The following is an 18,005-nucleotide window of genomic DNA, read 5'->3' as shown; positions in this document are numbered from 1 at the left end:
GTGGACGACAGGCCGGAGATCCCCGAAGAACTGCAGCGCTGCAACGAACCGGCGGACGGTCACGACCGGCCCCGGCGGCGGTGGCTGCGCTGGACCGCGCTGGGCGGCGGCGCCGCCGTGCTGGGCACGGCGGCCGTCGGCTGGCTGGCGTACGACAAGCTCAACGGGAACATCACGGCCGACTCCGACACCGCGGCCCAGCTGCGCGAGTACGAGGCGGAGCGGCCGCCCGCCTCGGCGACGAACGTGCAGAACATCCTGCTGATCGGCTCGGACAACCGCGGCGGCGGCAACCGCAAGTACGGCGCCGACGACGGCACCCAGCGCTCCGACACCACGATCCTGCTGCACCTGGCGGCGGACCGGAAGAGCGCGACGGCGGTCAGCATTCCGCGTGACCTGATGGCGCAGGTGCCGCAGTGCACGAAGCCGGACGGCAGCCGTACGCAGCCGCTGTTCACCCAGTTCAACTACGCCTTCGAGGCGGCGGGGCCGGCCTGCACGATCCGCACGGTGGAGCGGATGACCGACATCCGCATCGATCACCACATGATCCTGGACTTCACCGGCTTCAAGAAGATGGTGGACGCGGTGGACGGCGTGGAGGTCTGTCTGCCGCAGGCCGTCGCCGACCAGGACGCGCATCTGAACCTCGCGGCGGGCCGTCATCTGCTCCGCGGCGAGCAGGCGCTGGGGTACGTGCGGACCCGCAAGTCGCTGGGCAACGGCAGCGACACTCAGCGGATCGAGCGGCAGCAGCAGTTCCTGGCGGCGCTGGTGAAGAAGGTGCAGGGCAACGGCGTACTGCTCAATCCCACGCGCCTGTACCCGCTCCTGGACGCCGCGACGAGCTCCCTCACCACCGACGAGGGGCTTGCGTCCCTGAAGGACCTGTTCAATCTTGTGCGCAGCGTCCGCGACATCCCCACCGAAAAGATCCACTTCCTGACCGTTCCCCGGCAGGCGTACGCGTACAACGTGAACCGCGACGAACTGGTGCAGCCGGACGCCGGCCGGCTCTTCGCGCGGCTGCGTGCCGACCGGCCGGTCGCGGTCCGCCCGGCGCCGACGGAACACACGGACACCACCGAATACGACGACCCGGCCAAGGACCCGCACATCGGACAGACGGACGCCCGCGGGAAGGGCCATTCGAACAGCGGGGACGAAGCTGACAAGCCCGGCCATCATGAATCGGCCACGCCGGGGCCCTCGACCACCTTCCGGGGAACCACAGCAGATCGGAGCATCTGCCAATAAAACCCTCGCAAAGGGTGGATCAAGGACACGAAAGTATCGGGTGGATTGCCCAGTTGTAGGGACGTGGAATTTGTCACGGGCGTCGCTTGACGCTGAACTGGGCGGATAGTGTGAGCGATCCGGTCCGCACGACTGGCTGACCGCGCACTGCAATCCGACCGACCGAGCGCCTTGAGGGGGCAGGCGCCGCGTGGCACCGACGGAGGACTCACAGCACCGTGGACGCGCAAGGCCGTGGGCAGGCGGGGGACATGGATCCCGCCGATCAGTGGGTGTTCGACCCGAACACCGGCAACTACGAACTGCGACTGGACGCTGGCTCAAAGTCAGCCCCCAGGCAGGCAGGCCGGAGAGCCGCCGCCCCCTCGGCAACCGCCGCCGGGAGCAGCCGGCGCGAGCGGCGACTCCAGGAGCGGGGCCGGACGGCCGGCTCCGACCGTGACACCCCGACCCGCGAGCTGCCCGCCCAGCGCAACCGCCGGGCCGGAGGCCGCGCGGGGCACCGCTCGGCAGCGGCGGCGGCGCCCGCGGCGAGCACCGGCCGGCGCAAGCCCAAGCCGAAGACGTCGAAAAAGAAGAAGGCGCTGTACTGGGGCGCGGGCGTGATGGGCTTCGTGCTGGTCGCCGGCTGCACCGGCGCGTACTTCGTCTACCAGCACCTCGACGGCAACATCTCCAAGGTCGACGTCGGCATCAACAACGACGCGGTCACCGACGGCCCGGTCAACATCCTGATCATCGGGACGGACGCCCGTGAGGGGAAGGGCAACGAGGGCTACGGCGACATGGGCAGCGTCGGCCACGCCGACACCACGATCCTCATGCACGTCTCCGAGGACCGCACCAACGCCACCGCGCTCAGCATCCCGCGCGACATGGTCACCGACATCCCGGACTGCCCGACCACGATGAAGGACGGGACCAAGAAGACGATCCCGGGCGAGACGGGTGTGCGCTTCAACACCAGCCTCGGCCAGGAGGACCGGGACCCGGGCTGCACCTGGCGGACCGTGGAGAAGCTGACCGGGCTGAAGATCAATCACTTCATGATGGCGGACTTCAACGCCGTCAAGGAGCTGTCCACCGCGGTGGGCGGCGTCGAGGTGTGCGCCGGCAAGGACATCAACGACCCCAAGTCGCACCTGAAGCTCAAGGCCGGCCGGCACGTCGTCCAGGGCGAGCAGGCGCTGGCCTTCGTACGGACCCGGCACACCGTCGGCTTCGGCAGTGACCTGAGCCGGATCGAGCTGCAGCAGCAGTTCCTCAGCTCGATGATCCGCAAGATGAAGTCCAGCGGCACGCTCTCCAACCCCAGCAAGCTGTGGAGCCTGAGCAACGCGGCGACCAAGGCGCTCACCGTCGACACCGGCATCGGCAGCGCGAGCAAGCTGATGGACCTGGCCAAGGACCTCAGCCGGGTGGACGTCAAGAACGTCACCTTCGCGACCGTGCCGGTTCTGGACAACCCTGACGACCCCGCGACCGTCATATTGGACAAGGCCAAGGCCGCTCCGCTCTTCAAGATGGTCCAGGCCGATCACTCTCTGACCAAGACGAAGAAGGAAAAGAGCAAGAAGAAGGCCAAGCCGGTCACCAAGGCGCCCGCCGCCGAGGTCCGGGTCGACATCTCCAACGGTGGCGGCCCGCTGGGCGCCGCCCAGGAGACCGTCGACTGGCTGCAGAACGACAAGGGTGCGCCGCTGACCACGAACGCCGGCAACGCCGGCACGACGCTGGACACGACGCGCCTGGAGTACGCGCCCAACCAGGCCGGCCAGGCCGCCACCCTGGCCGAATGGATGGGCCTGCCCAAGTCCGCGATGAAGCAGACGAACGGCGACGCCGGGCCCCAGGTGCCGATGAAGCTCATCCTCGGCAAGGACTTCACCGGCGCCGGGGAGCCGATAGCGGCGCCCGACAAGGCGCCCGACGGGGTCCAGAACGTCAACGCCGACGACAAGAACGTCTGCGCCAAGTAGGACCGCGCGGGACCAGCAGTACCAACAGAAGACCGACCGGCCGCCCTGCCAGGCCGCCGAGCGCACCACCGGATGAAGGAAAAACGGGGAGGGGCAGCCGATGCGGCAGAGCAGTGTGCGTGGCGACCGATCACGCCGACACCAGCCCGACGCCCAGGAGTTGGGCTGGGACGACAGCCTGTACGAGGGCCGCAGTGACGGGCGGGGCGGGGACGGCGGTGCGGCCGTCCCCGAGGAGTCCGGCGGGCACGGCCGGCGGAGGCGCCGAAGAGGCAGGCGGATCCTGCGCTGGACCGCCGGCATCGCCGCGCTCCTCGTCCTCGGCACGGCGGGCGCCGGATACCTGTACTACGAGCACCTCAACGGCAACCTCCGCAAGGGCATCCTGGACCTCGGCGGCGGCGGGCTGAAGAAGCCCGAGCCCAACGCCTTCGGCCAGACCCCGATGAACATCCTGCTGCTCGGCTCGGACAGCCGGAACAGCAAGGCGAACGTGAAGCTCGGCGGCGCGAAGGCGGACGTGGGCCGCAAGCCGCTGGCGGACGTGCAGATGCTGCTGCACGTCTCCGCCGACCGCTCCAGCATGTCGGTGCTCTCGATACCGCGCGACACCCGCGTGACCATCCCCGAGTGCACCGACCCGAAGTCCGGCGAGAAGTACCCGCAGACCACCGGGCCCATCAACCAGTCGCTCCAGCACGGCGGTCCGGGCTGCACGGTCGCCACCTGGAAAGAGCTGACCGGCATCTACATCGATCACTTCATGATGATCGACTTCGCGGGTGTGGTGCAGATGGCCGACGCGGTGGGCGGGGTCCCCGTCTGCGTCGACGGGAACATCTACTCGCACGACAGCAAGGGCCACGGCAGCGGGCTGAAGCTGACCAAGGGCGAGCACAACATCAAGGGCGTCCAGGCGCTCCAGTGGCTGCGCACCCGCTACGGCTTCGAGGACAACACCGACATCGGCCGGGCCAAGGCCCAGCACATGTACATGAACTCGATGATCCGTCAGCTCAAGGCGGGCACCAAGCTCACCGACCCGGGCAAGCTGCAGGCGCTGGCGGAGGCCGCCACCAAGGCGCTGACCGTCGACGAGGGCCTCGGCAGCGTGAAGAAGCTGTACGACCTCGGCGGCGACCTCAACCGGGTACCGGTCAAGCGCATCACGATGGCGACCATGCCGTGGTCCTACGGCCCCGGCGAGTCCTACGTCATGCCGAAGCCGGGCGAAGCCGAGCAGGTCTTCGCGATGCTGCGCAACGACACCGCGCTGGACGGCAAGGACAAGAAAAAGAAGAAGCCCGCCGCCGACCCGAAGCCCACGACGCCCAAGGAACAGCTCCAGGTCACCGTGCAGAACGGCACCAACGGCGCGATCCAGGGCCCGGTGGTCGGCCGCGCGAGCGCCATCCAGGGGCAGCTCGCCACGCTGGGCTATGCGTCAGCGGGCACCGACGCCACGCTCATCGCCCAGGCCGACACCACGATCACGTACGGGGGCCAGGACGCCGAGGGCGACGCGCTGGCCGTCGCCAAGGCGCTCGGGCTGCCCAAGAGCGCGGTGAAGGAGTCCAGTTCGGCGCAGGGCATCCGGCTGATCGTCGGCAACGACTGGCGTACCGGTACCGCGTATCCGGAGGCGGCCGGCGGGAAGCAGCAGGCGGAGAAGGCCCCGGAAAGCGCGGACGCCCTCAACGGCGAGGACAAGAAGGCGTGCATGAAGGTGAACCCGGACTACACCTGGTGAGCACGCCGGCAGACAGCGCGGCGCCCGTGTCCCCCGGGGGACACGGGCGCCGCGCTGTCTGCAAGAACCGCTAGGCGGTCTCCGCCGGGGCCTTCGTCACCGCCGGGCGGCGGCTGGCGATGACCTTCTTCGCCAGCGAGCGCGGGCTGGTCAGGAAGCCCCAGCCCCACGACATGTGCATGGTCGCCAGCGCGACGGGGATCTGGGCGCGGGCCTTCAGGGACAGCCCCTTGCCGGCCGGGACGGAGCCCGCCGCGATGGCCGCGAGGTAGGCGCCCGGGACGACGAAGCCCCACGGCGTCACGGCCGCGCCGACCACGATGCCCGCGGCGATCGCGCAGACCGCGGTCGGCGGCGCCAGGTAACGGGCGTTGATCGAGCCGGAGTGGTAGCGCGCGACGACGTGCCGCCACTTGCCGTAGTCCTTGTACTGCTTGGCCAGCGCCCTGACGCTGGGCCGCGGGCGGTACCGCACCTTCAGTTCGGGCGAGAACCAGATCAGCCCGCCCGCCTCGCGGATACGGAAGTTCAGCTCCCAGTCCTGCGCGCGGATGAACTCGATGTTGTACCCGCCCTGCTGCTCCAGCGCCTCGCGCCGGAAGACCCCCAGGAAGACGGTCTCGGCGGGGCCCGCCTGGCCGCCGGTGTGGAAGGCCGCGTTGCCCACCCCGATCTTCGAGGTCATGGCGGCCGCGACGGCCTCCTCCCAGGCGTTCTCGCCCTCGGCGTGCATGATGCCGCCGACGTTCTGCGCGCCGGTCTCCTCCAAGAGGCGCACGGCCGTCGCGATGTAGTTGGGCGACAGCATGCCGTGGCCGTCCACCCGCACCACGATGGGGTGCCGGGACGCCTCGATCGCGGCATTCAGCGCAGCGGGCGTGCGCCCGGTCGGGTTGGGCACGGTGTGGACCCGCGGGTCCTCCCGTACCAGCTCGGCGGCGATCTCGTCGGTGCGGTCCGTGGACGGCCCGAGCGCGATCACCACCTCCATCTCGCCGTCGTACTCCTGCTCCAGGATGTGGCGCACGGAGTCGCGCAGATGACGTTCCTCATTGAGCACCGGCATGATCACGGAGACTGCGGGGTGCCGGCTCGGCGTGGCGTGGGTCGCGTTCATCAGAGTTCACGTTACCGCGAACGGGCGTACGGGACTCACGGCAGCCGAGTGGCGCGGTGGACCGGTGCGGCGTGTGATGACAGTCAGCCGATCATACGGACGTACTGTCATCTTTCCCCGTGCCTACGAGGAGGTGCCCTCTATGCCCGAGCCGCCCCGCACCCTCCCGCTCCCCGCGCCCGGCAGGCGGCGCCGGAGAGCGCGGTGGATCGTGCGGGCGACCGCCGGCGTCTCCCTCGTCCTGCTGGCAGCGAGCGGCGTCGGCCACGCGATGGTGACCGGGGTCAACGAGAACATCTCCCGGGTGGACGCCTTCAAGGACATGGGCAAGCGGCCCCGGGCCGGCTCCGGGGACGGGATGAACTTCCTGGTCGCGGGCACCGACGGCCGGGACCGGCTGTCGGCGGCGGAGAAGGAGCGGTACCACCTCGGGGGTGAGCCCTGCCACTGCACCGACACGGTCATGCTCGTCCACCTCTCGGCGGCCCGGGACCGGGCCAGCGTGATCAGCCTGCCGCGCGACTCCTTCGTCGAGGCGCCCGAACGCAAGGACGACAAGACCGGACGCACGGTGCCGGCCCACCCGATCAAGCTGAACGCGGCGTACGCGGAGGGCGGCCCCAACCTCACCGTCCGCACCGTGGAGCACATGACCGGGGTGCACATCGACCACTACCTGGAGGTCGACTTCACCAGCTTCATGAAGACCGTGGACGCGGTCGGCGGAGTGCAGGTGTGCAGCACCCGGCCGCTGCGGGACCGCTACTCCGGGCTGGACCTGCCCAAGGGGACCAGCGAGCTGAACGGCGGCGAGGCACTGCAGTACGTCCGCGCGCGGCACCTCGACGGCGGCTCCGACCTGGGCCGTATGCAGCGCCAGCAGCGCTTCCTGGTCGCCCTGCTGCACAAGATCACCGACTCGGGGGCGCTGGTGAACCCGGTCACGTTCAAGCGGATCACCTCGACCCTGCTGGACTCGCTGCGTGCCGACGCCGGCTTCGGTACGCGCGAGATGGTCGCCCTCGGGCAGGCGCTGCGCGGCTTCAAGCCCGCCTCCTCGGAGTTCGCCTCCGTCCCCGTCAGCGACATCAGCTACTCCGTGCCGAGCCTCGGCTCGACGGTGAAGTGGGACGAGGAGCGCGCGGAGAAGCTCTTCGCGGCCGTCCGCGCCGACCGCCCGCTGGCCGTGCACAAGAAGCGCAAGGAGCGCGCGACCGTGGTGGACGTGGCGCCGGACGAGATCCGGGTACAGGTCGAGAACGGCACCCGCACCCGCGGCCACGCGGCGCGGGCCGACAAGGCGCTGCGCGCGACCGGCTTCGACACCACCGGCACGCCCCGCAACGCATCGGCCCCCGCCGACCGCACCGTGATCAGTTACGACCCGCGCTGGAACCGCTCGGTACGGACGCTGGCCGCCGCGCTGCCCGGCGCGAAGCTGCGTGCGGTACCGGGCCAGGGCCCGCTCCTGCGGGTCACCCTCGGCCCCGACCACAAGGGCGTCCACAAGGTGCGCGCCGAGGTCCCCGCGCCCGACTCCGGCGATGTGCCGGCGGTCACGGGGGACGAGGAGGAGTGCCGGTAGCGCTCAGGACGTGCGGCTCAGCCCTCGTCGACGCCGTCGGCGACGCGGCGCTCGCGCAGCTCCATGATGGCGCGGCGCCGGGCGAGCCGGTGCGTGCGGCGGATCTGCGCCTCCTGGTACCGCCGCTTGTCGCGCTCGGTCTCGGGGATCACCGGCGGGACCCGGCGCGGCTTGCCGTTCTCGTCGACGGCGGCGAAGACCAGATAGGCGGAGCCGACCTGCTGGGCGGGGGTGGACTCGTTCCAGCGCTCGGCCAGTACCCGTACGCCGACCTCCATGGAGGACCGGCCGGTCCAGTTGACCTGCGCCTTCACATGGACGAGGTCGCCGACCCGGACCGGCTCCAGGAACGCCATCTCGTCCATGGAGGCGGTGACGGCGGGGCCGCCGGAGTGCCGGCCGGCCACCGCGCCCGCCGCGTCGTCCACCAGCTTCATGATCACGCCGCCGTGGACGGTGCCGAGCAGATTGGTGTGGCTCGCGTCCATGATGTGGCTGAGCGTCGTACGCGAGACGGAGGTGGGCTTGCCCGGAAGGTCGCCCTCCGAGCCGTCGGTGACGAGATCGGTCATACGTCCACCCTATGCACCCCGCCGGACGCCTTCCGCCCGAGACGGTCACGAGGCCGACCAGCCGGTCCGCTTTACTCCCCTTTCGCCCCATTACAAGTGCAATCGCGGGCAAACGTGCGCCCCGCACGTCCCAAATCTTCGCTTCCCGTCCCGCGCGGCCCAATCGTCGCGCCCTCCCCTTTATGCCGCGTCGTTTTGCATCAGCTCTGCAACAGCCGGGGTCCGATCCCGTCCCCGCCCTGTATGGCGAGGTGCACCGGCAGGCACACTTTGCTCCATGAACGAGTGGCGCGACGGGCTCCCCCGTGACGACGACAGGAACCGGTACGGACGCGGCAGCAGCAGCGCCCAGCCGGAGGGCGCGCGCGCCATGCGACAGGTGCGCCGGGAGCCCACGGCCGGATACAACGAGCCGCCGCTGCCGCCCGGCATGTCGCCGCGCCGCCAGGGCGTGCCGCCGCAGCCGGGCCGCGACGGCGGGCACGGGGGCGGCCGCTACGACGACGGGTACAACACCGGCCAGGTCTACGGCGGCGGCCACGGTGGCGGCGGCGGTTACGGCGACGACGGCTACCGTCCCCGCCCCCACTGGGGCCGCCGCATCAAGCGGATCCTGGTCACGCTCGTCGTGGTGCTGCTCGTCGTGTCGGTCGGCACGTACTTCTGGGCCGACTCCAAGATGCGCAAGGAGGTCGACCTCAGCAAGGTGATCGACCGCCCCGAGGAGGGCGACGGCACCAACTACCTGATCGTCGGCTCCGACAGCCGCGAGGGGATGTCGGCCGAGGACAAGAAGCGGCTGCACACCGGTGGCGCGGAGGGCAAGCGCACCGACTCGATGATGATCCTGCACACCGGGTCCAACGGCCCGACGCTGATCTCCCTGCCGCGCGACTCCAACATCACGATCCCGGAGTTCCGCGGCTCCGAGTCCGGCAAGATGCAGCCCGCGATGGGCCCCAACAAGCTCAACGCCGCGTACTCCATCGACGGCCCCCAGCTGCTGGTGCGCACCGTGGAGTACAACACCGGGCTGCACATCGACCACTACGCCGAGATCGGCTTCGCCGGCTTCGCGAACATCGTGGACGCCATCGGCGGCGTCGACATGAAGCTCGACAAGGGCTTCAAGGACAAGTGGTCCGGCGCCGACTTCAAGGCCGGCGAGCAGACCCTGAACGGCCAGCAGGCCCTGGCGTACGTCCGTACCCGGCACGCCTTCTCCGGCAGTGACCTGGACCGCACGAAGAACCAGCAGAAGTTCCTCTCGACGCTGGCCCACCAGGTGGCCTCGCCGGGCACGATCCTGAACCCCTTCGCGCTCTACCCGGCCATGGGCGCGGGCCTGGACACCCTGATCGTCGACGAGGACATGGGCCCCTACTCGCTCGGCAAGATGTTCTTCGCGCTGAAGGACGTCACCGGCAAGGGCGGCGAGGGCAAGTCGATGAACATGCCGACCTCCGGCAGCGTCGGCGGCAACCTCCAGTGGGACATGCCGAAGGTCAAGCAGCTGGTGAACGAGCTGAAGAACGACGACCCGGTCACGGTCACCGCGGACCAGTGACCCGCCCCGGACCATGAGAAGGCCCCGGCTCCCTCCCAGGAGCCGGGGCCTTCTCGTGTGCCCTGTGCCGTGCCGTTACGGCAGGTTGCGGGCCATGACGATGCGCTGGACCTGGTTGGTGCCCTCGTAGATCTGGGTGATCTTCGCGTCGCGCATCATGCGCTCCAGCGGGTAGTCACGGGTGTAGCCGTAGCCGCCGAGCAGCTGGACGGCGTCGGTGGTGATCTCCATGGCCGCATCCGAGGCGTAGCACTTGGCGGCGGCGCCGAAGAAGGTGAGGTCCTCGGCCTTGCCGCCGGCGGAGATCCGCTCGGACTTGGCGGCGGCCGCGTAGGTGAGCTGGCGGGCCGCCTCCAGCTTCATGGCCATGTCGGCGAGCATGAACTGCACGCCCTGGAAGTCGCCGATCGGCTTGCCGAACTGCTTGCGCTCCTGGACGTACCCCTTGGCGTAGTCCAGCGCGCCCTGGGCGATGCCGAGGGCCTGGGCCGCGATGGTGATGCGGGTGTGGTCCAGGGTCTTCATCGCGGTCGCGAAGCCGGTGCCCTCCGCGCCGATCATGCGGTCGGCGGGGATGCGCACGTTGTCGAGGTAGACCTCGCGGGTCGGCGAGCCCTTGATACCGAGCTTCTTCTCCGGGGCGCCGAAGGAGACACCCTCGTCGCCCTTCTCCACGACGAACGCGGAGATGCCCTTGGAGCGCTTCTCCGGGTCGGTGACGGCCATCACCGTGTAGTACTCGGACTCGCCCGCGTTGGTGATCCAGCGCTTGACGCCGTTGAGGACGTAGGTGTCGCCCTCGCGGACGGCCTTGGTCTTCATGCCGGCCGCGTCCGAGCCCGCGTCCGGCTCGCTCAGGCAGTACGAGAACATCGCGTCGCCCTTGGCCAGCGGCGCCAGGTACTTCTTCTTCAGCTCCTCGGAGCCGGAGAGGATCACCGGCAGCGAGCCCAGCTTGTTCACGGCGGGGATCAGGGAGGAGGACGCGCAGACGCGGGCCACCTCCTCGATGACGATGACGGTGGCGAGCGCGTCCGCGCCGGCGCCGCCGTAGGACTCCGGTACGTGCACCGCGTGCAGGTCATTGCTGACCAGGGCGTCCAGCGCCTCCTGCGGGAAGCGGGCCTCCTCGTCCACCTGCGTGGCGAACGGTGCGATCTTCGCCTCGGCGAGCGCACGCACCGACTCACGGAGCATGTCGTGCTCCTCAGCCGGCCGGTACAGATCGAAATCGGCGTTTCCCGCCAAGGTCTCTCATCTCCCCTGAGTGCTAACTACCGTTAAGTAACCTGTCGCGTTTCCCCGAATTCTAGAGCCGGAGCACCCCGTGGGGTACGTGAGGTTGCCGACAACGACCGGATCGCCACACCCCTTGTCCCAGCTATGCTCGGCCCCGCAACAGACTTCGTTCGCACCTGGAGCGTCCATGCCCCTCAAGATCACCGTGATCGGCACCGGCTATCTCGGCGCCACGCACGCCGCCGCCATGGCCGAGCTCGGCTTCGAGGTGCTGGGGCTCGACATCGTGCCCGAGAAGATCGAGATGCTCGGCCGGGGCGAGGTGCCGCTGTACGAGCCGGGCCTGGAGGAGCTGCTGCGCAAGCACGTCGCGGGCCTGCCGGGCTCCAGCGGGCGGCTGCGGTTCACCACGTCCTGGGAAGAGGCCGGCGCCTTCGGCGACGTGCACTTCGTGTGCGTGAACACCCCGCAGAAGCACGGCGAGTACGCCTGTGACATGTCCTACGTGGACAGCGCCTTCGAGTCGCTCGCGCCGCACCTCACGCGGCCCACGCTGGTCGTCGGCAAGTCCACCGTGCCGGTGGGCAGCGCGGCCCGGCTCGCCAAGCGGCTCGCCGAGCTGGCGCCGGCCGGCGAGGAGGCGGAGCTGGCCTGGAACCCGGAGTTCCTGCGCGAGGGCTTCGCGGTCCAGGACACCCTGCACCCCGACCGGCTCGTGGTGGGTGTCGCGAGCGAGCGCGCCGAGTCGCTGCTGCGCGAGGTGTACGCCACGCCGCTGGCCGAGGGCTCGCCGTGGGTCGTGATGGACTACCCGACCGCCGAGCTGGTCAAGACGGCCGCCAACTCCTTCCTGGCGACCAAGATCTCCTTCATCAACGCGATGGCGGAGATCTGCGAGGCCGCCGACGGTGACGTGGTGAAGCTGGCCGAGGCCATCGGCCACGACGAGCGGATCGGCAAGAAGTTCCTGCGCGCCGGGGTCGGCTTCGGCGGCGGCTGCCTGCCGAAGGACCTGCGTGCCTTCATGGCCCGCGCCGGCGAGCTCGGCGCCGACCAGGCGCTGACCTTCCTCCGCGAGATCGACTCGATCAACATGCGCCGCCGCGGCCACATGGTGGAGCTGGCGCGCGAGGCGGTCGGCGGCGGCTTCCTCGGCAAGCGGGTCGCCGTACTCGGCGCGACGTTCAAGCCGGACTCCGACGACGTACGGGACTCCCCCGCGCTGAACGTCGCGGGCCAGATCCACCTCCAGGGCGGCCAGGTCACCGTGTACGACCCCAAGGGCATGGAGAACGCCCGCCGGGTCTTCCCGACGCTGGGGTACGCGCCGACCGCGCTGGACGCCGCGCGCGGCGCCGACGTCGTGCTGCACCTGACCGAGTGGCGGGAGTTCCGCGAGCTGGACCCGGCGACGCTGGGCGAGGTGGCGACGCACCGCCGCATCCTGGACGGCCGCAACGCGCTGGACCCGGAGCTGTGGCGCAAGGCCGGCTGGACGTACCGAGCGCTGGGCCGCCCTCGCGCCTAGCCCTGAGCCTTTCGGGCTCTGTACGTACGCATCTTGGCCCGGCTGCCGCAGACCGCCATGGAGCACCAGCGGCTGCGGCCGGCCGGGCTGCGGTCGTAGAACACCCACTGGCAGCCGTGGTCCTCGCATGCCTTGAGCCGGGGCCAGGTGCCGTCCGCTGCGGCCGTCGCGATGCCGGCGGCGATACGGGCGGTCAGTGCGGCGACGCCGGTGAGTCCGGGCGCGGGGCGCAGCGCGGCGTCGCCCTGCGCGTCGATCGCGAGGACGAGTGGCGCCTCGGCGAGCAGCGTGCGCAGCGTGCGCTCGGTGTCGGCGGAGAGATCGGCCCCCGTGTGGGCCAGACAGGCCGCGCGCAGCGCCTCGCGCAGCCACTGAACGGCGGAGAGTTCACGTTTCCCGGCGGGAGCCGGCGGCAACCCGTGGTCGCGCAGGAAGGCGGCGAGGCCGCCGGGCGCGGCCAGCGCGTCCTGCCCGCTCTCGATGTCCAGGGTGTTCGCCAGCTCCTGGACCAGAGCCAGGGAAGGCGGCGCGCTACGGTCGGCCACCCTTGCCACGTTACCTGTTGAGGGCCATTATTCAGTAACGAAGTTACCGCTACACCGTCGCAGGAGGTAACACCATGGCCATCGCTCAGTACGGCGTCGTCGTGCTCGACGCCCGCGACCCGCAGGCCCTCGCCGAGTTCTACGCCGGTCTGCTCGGCTGGCAGGTGGGCGAGCTGGAGGGCGACTGGATCGAGGTGGCAGGGCCCCAGGGGCGGATGCTCGCGTTCCAGACGGCGCCCGACCTGGTGCCGCCGGACTGGCCCAGCGGTGAGCGGTCCCAGCAGCTGCACCTGGACTTCCGGGTGCCGCGGGACCGGATCGAGGAGGCCGAGCGCGAGGCGCTGGAGCTCGGCGCGAAGCTGGTCCAGCACGACGAGGGCAAGCGCGACTTCCGGGTCTACCTCGACCCGGAGGGGCACCCGTTCTGTCTGTGCCTGCACTGAGTACCGAGTAAGGGCGCGGGGAAGGGGCGGGCGGGGTCTCCCGCCCGCCCCTCATCCGTAAGGAGATCATCCGTACGGCGGCTCAGGTCCAGGCCCAGTGCAACCGCGTCATCCGGTCCCGCCGGTCCGCCCGGTCCAGCCGGTCGATGGTCGCCGTGGACGGCCCGCGGCGGTGCCGGGCCTCGCGCGCGGCGAACTCCGCGCCGCGCATCGCGCGCAGGGCATTGCCCCAGGTCAGCCCGGCCAGATCGGAGAAGGACCAACCGCGGGTGATCAGTTCGGCGAGCAGCCGCGGGTAGCCGGAGACATCCTCCAGGCCCTCCGGCCGCCCGTCCGCCGGATCGGTGTCGAAACCGCCGCCGAGGCCGACGTGCCGCGCCCCCGCCACGTTCCGTACGTGATCGAGGTGGTCGGCGACGTCCTCCACGGTCGCCGCGCCCACCGGCCCGGTGACCCGCTGCGGGGCGAAGGTGACCATGCAGATCCCGCCGTTGCGGGGGAGCTGCGCGAGCACGTCGTCGGGCACGTTGTGCCGGTGGTTCGTCAGGTTCCGGGCGGCGGAACGGTTCAGGAAGACCGGCGCCTTGGTGATGGCCAGCGTGTGGCGCATCGTGTCGACCGAGGCGTACGAGAGGTCGATGAGCATCCCGAGGCGGTTCATCTCCCGGACCACCTCCTCGCCGAAAGCGGTGAGGCCGCCCGCGCACGGGGTGTCGGCCGCCGCGTCCGCCCACGGAGTATTGCGGTCCGGCGTGAGCAGCATCGAGCGCACGCCCAGGGTGTGCAGGGCGCGCAGCGCGCCGAGCGAGCTGTCGATGATCTGGCCGCCGGCCGAGCCGAGCAGGCAGGCGATGCGGCCGCGGTTGCGGCACTCGGTGACGTCGTCGGCGGTCATCGCCAGGCGCAGCGCTTCGGGGTAGGCGCGCACCAGCTGGTGCACGAAGTCGATCTGTTCGAGCGTGGCGCTGATGGCGTGGTCACCGCTGAGCGCGGTGGGCACCTGCACGGACCAGAACTGTGCGCCGACGCGGCCCTGCCGCAGCCGGGGGATGTCGGTACTGACGGCGGGTTCGCCGTAGTCGAGGTCGTAGTAGTGACCCGGCGTCAGGTCGTCGCCGTGGTGCAGCCGCAGCGCCCAGGGCAGGGCGTTGTGGCCGTCGAAGACGGGGTGCGCGGCGAGCAGCGCCTGCGCGCGGGAGAGCGGGTCGCGGCGCAGCGGGGGGTCGGCGGGGCGCCCGATTGATCCGTAGGGGGAGTGGGCGTCCTCGGCGGCGCCGAGATCCCCGGCGGCACCGGTGAGGTCTGCGGCTTCCAGATCGGGGGCGAGGTCGGCCATGGTCGGAACTCCTGGATCGGTGGCAGTAGGGCCACGGTGACACGGGAGATCCACTTCTTCGCGGTGGATGATCCGTACGGGTCATCCACCGCGCGACACGCGGCGGATGACCCCTACTGCGGCGCTGAGCCGTCCAGCTGACCGATCGTCGCGTTCGACGGTCCGCGACGCTTCTGAATGCTGCGCGCCGCGTCCTCCGCCGCGCGCAGCGTACGCACCGCGTTCTGCCAGGTGAGCTTGGCCAGGTCGGCCTCGGACCACTTGCGGTCCAGCAGCTCCGCGATCAGGTTCGGATAGCCCGCGACATCGCGGAGGCCGTCCGGGGTGAAGGCCGTGCCGTCGTAATCGCCGCCGATGCCGATGTGGTCGACGCCGGCGACCTCGCGCATGTGGTCCAGGTGGTCGGCGACGGTGGCGGCGGTGGCCACCGGGCGGGGGTGCGCGGCCTCGAAGGCGCGCTGCACCTTCATGCCGGCCTCGGTGGTGTCGAGGTGGTGCAGGCCGTGCGCGCGCATGTTCTCGTCGGCGCGCTTCGTCCACTCCCCGGCCTCGGGCAGCACGAACTTCGGTACGAACGTGGCCATCGCGACGCCACCGTTGGCGGGCAGCTGGGCCAGTACGTCGTCGGGGACGTTGCGCGGGTGGTCGCAGACCGCGCGCGCCGAGGAGTGCGAGAAGACCACCGGCGCCTCGGTGACCCGCAGCGCGTCCCGCATCGTGTCGGCGGAGACATGGCTGAGGTCGACGAGCATGCCGAGCCGGTTCATCTCGCGCACGACCTCCTCGCCGAAGGCGGTGAGGCCGCCGTGGCGCGGCTCGTCGGTCGCCGAGTCCGCCCAGGCGATGGTGTCGTTGTGCGTCAGCGTCATGTACCGGACGCCGAGCGCGTACAGGGCGCGCAGGGTGGCCAGCGAGCAGTGGATCGAGTGGCCGCCCTCGGCACCCATGAGGGACGCGATCTTCCCCTCGGCGCGGGCCGCCTCCATGTCGTCGGCGGTGAGCGCGCGCCGCAGGTCGCCCGGGTACCGGTCGATCAGCTGCGCCACGCAGTCGACCTGCTCCAGGGTGGCGCTGACCGCCCGGTCGCCGTCGTAGTCGGGACGTACGTACACCGACCAGAACTGCGCGCCGACGCCGCCTGCCCGCAGCCGCGGGATGTCGGTGTGCAGATGCGCGGACTGGTCGGTGGCGATGTCACGCTGCGCCAGGTCGTACCGGACCTGCTCGCGCAGCGCCCAGGGCAGGTCGTTGTGACCGTCGACGACGGGCCAGCGGGCGAGGAGGTCCCGGGCCGCCTCGCTCACTTGCCGCTCCCGAAGCCGAAGCCCTCGTTGCCTCCGACCTTGTTCCGCAGCCGCTTGCCCTTCTCGGTGGCCTGGTCGTTCAGCTCCTGCTGGAACTCGCGCATCCGCTCCTGCAGCTCACTGTCGTGCGCGGCGAGCATCCGGGCGGCGAGCAGACCCGCGTTGCGGGCGCCGCCGACCGAGACCGTGGCGACCGGCACGCCGGCCGGCATCTGCACGATGGACAGCAGCGAGTCCATGCCGTCGAGGTACTTCAGCGGGACCGGCACGCCGATGACCGGCAGCGGGGTGACCGAGGCCAGCATGCCCGGCAGATGGGCCGCTCCCCCGGCACCCGCGATGATCGCCTTCAGACCGCGGCCCGCGGCCTCCTCGCCGTACGCGACCATCTCGCGCGGCATGCGGTGCGCGGAGACGACGTCGACCTCGTAGGGAATCTCGAACTCGTCGAGGGCCTGCGCCGCGGCCTCCATGACGGGCCAGTCGGAGTCGGAGCCCATGACGATGCCGATGACAGGGGAGCTGCTCTGGCTCATTCGGTGATCGTTCCTCGCAGGTAGCCGGCGGCGTGCGCGGCGCGCTCGCGCACGTCGGCCAGGTCGTCGCCGTAGGTGTTGACGTGCCCGACCTTACGGCCGGGCTTCACGTCCTTGCCGTACATGTGGATCTTGAGCTGCGGGTCCCGGGCCATGCAGTGCAGGTACGCGCTGTACATGTCCGGGTAGTCGCCGCCGAGCACGTTGGCCATCACGGTCCACTCGGCGCGCGGGCGCGGGTCGCCCAGCGGGAGGTCCAGTACCGCGCGGACGTGGTTGGCGAACTGCGAGGTGATCGCGCCGTCCTGGGTCCAGTGCCCGGAGTTGTGCGGGCGCATCGCCAGTTCGTTGACCAGGATGCGGCGGTTTCCCTCGGAATCGACGGCCTCGAAGAGCTCGACGGCGAGGTGGCCGACGACGTCCAGTTCCTTGGCGATCCGCAGGGCCAGCTCCTGGGCCTGCGCCGACAGCTCCTCGGAGAGGCCGGGGGCGGGCGCGATGACCGTGTCGCAGACGCCGTCGACCTGGATGGACTCCACGACCGGATACGCGACGGCCTGGCCGTGCGGGGAGCGGACGATGTTGGCGGCCAGCTCGCGGGTGAAGTCGACCTTCTCCTCGGCGAGTACGGGCACGCCGGCGCGGAACGGCTCCTCGGCGTCCTTGGCGGATCGTACGAACCACACGCCCTTGCCGTCATAGCCGCCGCGGACGGTCTTCAGGATGACCGGAAAGCCGTCGCCCTCGGCGGCGAAAGCCTCGACATCGGAGGGGTCCGAAACGATGCGGTGGCGCGGGCACGGGGCGCCGATCTCGGTCAGTTTCGCGCGCATCACCCCCTTGTCCTGGGCGTGCACCAGCGCGTCCGGACCGGGGCGTACGGGGATGCCGTCCGCCTCCAATGCCCGGAGATGCTCGGTGGGGACGTGCTCGTGATCGAAAGTGATCACGTCACAGCCGCGCGCGAACTCCCGCAGGGTGGCCAGATCGCGGTAGTCGCCGATGACGACATCACCGACGACCTGCGCCGCGGAGTCCTGCGGGGTGTCACTGAGGAGCTTGAACCTGATGCCGAGGGGGATGCCTGCCTCGTGGGTCATACGAGCGAGCTGTCCGCCACCGACCATGCCGACTACCGGAAACGTCACGCCTTCAGGGTATCCGCTCCGACCGACCGTTCCCGGCCACCCCTTGGACGATCCTCTGAATCCGGACGTTCCGCACCTCTGTGCGAGCTGCCATCG

15 protein-coding genes are annotated in these 18,005 nt (G+C 70.5%); 7 read left to right on the top strand and 8 right to left on the bottom strand.

From position 1 onward, the window contains the following. From IF04_RS0132145 to IF04_RS0132135, 3 genes are all read left to right on the top strand, one after another. A complete protein-coding gene (locus IF04_RS0132145; RefSeq protein ID WP_425428480.1) occupies nucleotides 1-1,260 on the top strand; it encodes an LCP family protein in 1,260 nt (419 codons plus the stop codon). Nucleotides 1,261-1,478: 218 nt separating this feature from the next. After that, complete coding sequence (locus IF04_RS0132140) at nucleotides 1,479-3,239, top strand: LCP family protein (protein WP_030265992.1); 1,761 nt, start codon at nucleotides 1,479-1,481, stop codon at nucleotides 3,237-3,239. Between the two features lie 100 nt (nucleotides 3,240-3,339). Continuing rightward, nucleotides 3,340-4,989, top strand: a complete 1,650-nt coding sequence (locus IF04_RS0132135) for an LCP family protein (RefSeq protein WP_030265989.1) — start codon at nucleotides 3,340-3,342, stop codon at nucleotides 4,987-4,989. A 70-nt stretch (nucleotides 4,990-5,059) separates the two neighbouring features. Here IF04_RS0132135 and IF04_RS0132130 read toward each other — a convergent pair whose 3' ends face one another. Next, a complete protein-coding gene (locus tag IF04_RS0132130) occupies nucleotides 5,060-6,106 on the bottom strand; it encodes a glycosyltransferase family 2 protein (RefSeq protein ID WP_030265987.1) in 1,047 nt (348 codons plus the stop codon). 142 nt (nucleotides 6,107-6,248) lie between these two features. Between IF04_RS0132130 and IF04_RS0132125 the strand changes: the two genes are divergently transcribed. Continuing rightward, nucleotides 6,249-7,691, top strand: a complete 1,443-nt coding sequence (locus IF04_RS0132125) for an LCP family protein (protein WP_078601065.1) — start codon at nucleotides 6,249-6,251, stop codon at nucleotides 7,689-7,691. Between the two features lie 17 nt (nucleotides 7,692-7,708). Here IF04_RS0132125 and IF04_RS0132120 read toward each other — a convergent pair whose 3' ends face one another. Beyond that, nucleotides 7,709-8,263 (bottom strand): acyl-CoA thioesterase, encoded by a 555-nt coding sequence (locus tag IF04_RS0132120; RefSeq protein ID WP_030265980.1) that lies wholly within the window; start codon nucleotides 8,261-8,263, stop codon nucleotides 7,709-7,711. Nucleotides 8,264-8,540: 277 nt separating this feature from the next. Here IF04_RS0132120 and IF04_RS0132115 point away from each other — a divergent pair, with 277 nt between their 5' ends. Beyond that, a complete protein-coding gene (locus IF04_RS0132115; protein WP_030265978.1) occupies nucleotides 8,541-9,830 on the top strand; it encodes an LCP family protein in 1,290 nt (429 codons plus the stop codon). 75 nt (nucleotides 9,831-9,905) lie between these two features. Here IF04_RS0132115 and IF04_RS0132110 read toward each other — a convergent pair whose 3' ends face one another. Next, complete coding sequence (locus IF04_RS0132110) at nucleotides 9,906-11,078, bottom strand: acyl-CoA dehydrogenase family protein (RefSeq protein WP_030265975.1); 1,173 nt, start codon at nucleotides 11,076-11,078, stop codon at nucleotides 9,906-9,908. 178 nt (nucleotides 11,079-11,256) lie between these two features. Here IF04_RS0132110 and IF04_RS0132105 point away from each other — a divergent pair, with 178 nt between their 5' ends. Continuing rightward, a complete protein-coding gene (locus tag IF04_RS0132105; protein WP_030265973.1) occupies nucleotides 11,257-12,597 on the top strand; it encodes a UDP-glucose dehydrogenase family protein in 1,341 nt (446 codons plus the stop codon). Here the strand turns inward: IF04_RS0132105 and IF04_RS0132100 are convergent. Beyond that, a complete protein-coding gene (locus IF04_RS0132100) occupies nucleotides 12,594-13,142 on the bottom strand; it encodes a CGNR zinc finger domain-containing protein (protein WP_030265970.1) in 549 nt (182 codons plus the stop codon). The two genes, IF04_RS0132105 and IF04_RS0132100, sit on opposite strands and share 4 nt — an antisense overlap. A gap of 74 nt (nucleotides 13,143-13,216) precedes the next feature. Here IF04_RS0132100 and IF04_RS0132095 point away from each other — a divergent pair, with 74 nt between their 5' ends. Next, on the top strand, nucleotides 13,217-13,585 hold the full coding sequence (locus IF04_RS0132095) for a VOC family protein (protein WP_030265967.1): 369 nt from the start codon (nucleotides 13,217-13,219) through the stop codon (nucleotides 13,583-13,585). Nucleotides 13,586-13,667: 82 nt separating this feature from the next. On the opposite strand, the gene IF04_RS0132090 is transcribed toward IF04_RS0132095, so the two are convergent. The 4 genes from IF04_RS0132090 to IF04_RS0132075 all read right to left on the bottom strand — a co-directional run bounded on the left by IF04_RS0132090 (nucleotide 13,668) and on the right by IF04_RS0132075 (nucleotide 17,909). Further along, nucleotides 13,668-14,921 carry a dipeptidase gene (locus IF04_RS0132090; RefSeq protein ID WP_051831762.1) on the bottom strand — a complete coding sequence of 418 codons (1,254 nt, stop codon included), beginning with the start codon at nucleotides 14,919-14,921 and terminating at the stop codon, nucleotides 13,668-13,670. A 113-nt stretch (nucleotides 14,922-15,034) separates the two neighbouring features. Further along, the gene (locus IF04_RS0132085; RefSeq protein WP_030265961.1) at nucleotides 15,035-16,225 is read right to left on the bottom strand and encodes a dipeptidase; all 1,191 of its coding nucleotides are present in this window, start codon (nucleotides 16,223-16,225) and stop codon (nucleotides 15,035-15,037) included. Next, complete coding sequence (gene purE / locus IF04_RS0132080) at nucleotides 16,222-16,761, bottom strand: 5-(carboxyamino)imidazole ribonucleotide mutase (protein WP_030265958.1); 540 nt, start codon at nucleotides 16,759-16,761, stop codon at nucleotides 16,222-16,224. The genes IF04_RS0132085 and purE overlap by 4 nt, the downstream gene beginning before the upstream one ends. Then, nucleotides 16,758-17,909 carry a 5-(carboxyamino)imidazole ribonucleotide synthase gene (locus IF04_RS0132075; RefSeq protein WP_106975715.1) on the bottom strand — a complete coding sequence of 384 codons (1,152 nt, stop codon included), beginning with the start codon at nucleotides 17,907-17,909 and terminating at the stop codon, nucleotides 16,758-16,760. Before IF04_RS0132075 ends, purE begins: the two co-directional genes overlap by 4 nt. Nucleotides 17,910-18,005: the final 96 nt, after the last annotated feature.

The organism is Streptomyces violens (assembly GCF_000717745.1).
Lineage (GTDB): Bacteria > Actinomycetota > Actinomycetes > Streptomycetales > Streptomycetaceae > Streptomyces > Streptomyces violens.
This window is presented reverse-complemented; position numbering and strand designations above follow the sequence as displayed.

Bases quoted from the DNA above. Each gene is read 5' to 3' on its own strand.
- IF04_RS0132135 (WP_030265989.1), top strand. From the start codon at position 3,340: ATGCGGCAGAGCAGTGTGCGTGGCGACCGATCACGCCGACACCAGCCC.
- IF04_RS0132130 (WP_030265987.1), bottom strand. From the start codon at position 6,106: ATGAACGCGACCCACGCCACGCCGAGCCGGCACCCCGCAGTCTCCGTG.
- IF04_RS0132125 (WP_078601065.1), top strand. From the start codon at position 6,249: ATGCCCGAGCCGCCCCGCACCCTCCCGCTCCCCGCGCCCGGCAGGCGG.
- IF04_RS0132120 (WP_030265980.1), bottom strand. From the start codon at position 8,263: ATGACCGATCTCGTCACCGACGGCTCGGAGGGCGACCTTCCGGGCAAG.
- IF04_RS0132115 (WP_030265978.1), top strand. From the start codon at position 8,541: ATGAACGAGTGGCGCGACGGGCTCCCCCGTGACGACGACAGGAACCGG.
- IF04_RS0132105 (WP_030265973.1), top strand. From the start codon at position 11,257: ATGCCCCTCAAGATCACCGTGATCGGCACCGGCTATCTCGGCGCCACG.
- IF04_RS0132095 (WP_030265967.1), top strand. From the start codon at position 13,217: ATGGCCATCGCTCAGTACGGCGTCGTCGTGCTCGACGCCCGCGACCCG.
- IF04_RS0132090 (WP_051831762.1), bottom strand. From the start codon at position 14,921: ATGGCCGACCTCGCCCCCGATCTGGAAGCCGCAGACCTCACCGGTGCC.
- purE (WP_030265958.1), bottom strand. From the start codon at position 16,761: ATGAGCCAGAGCAGCTCCCCTGTCATCGGCATCGTCATGGGCTCCGAC.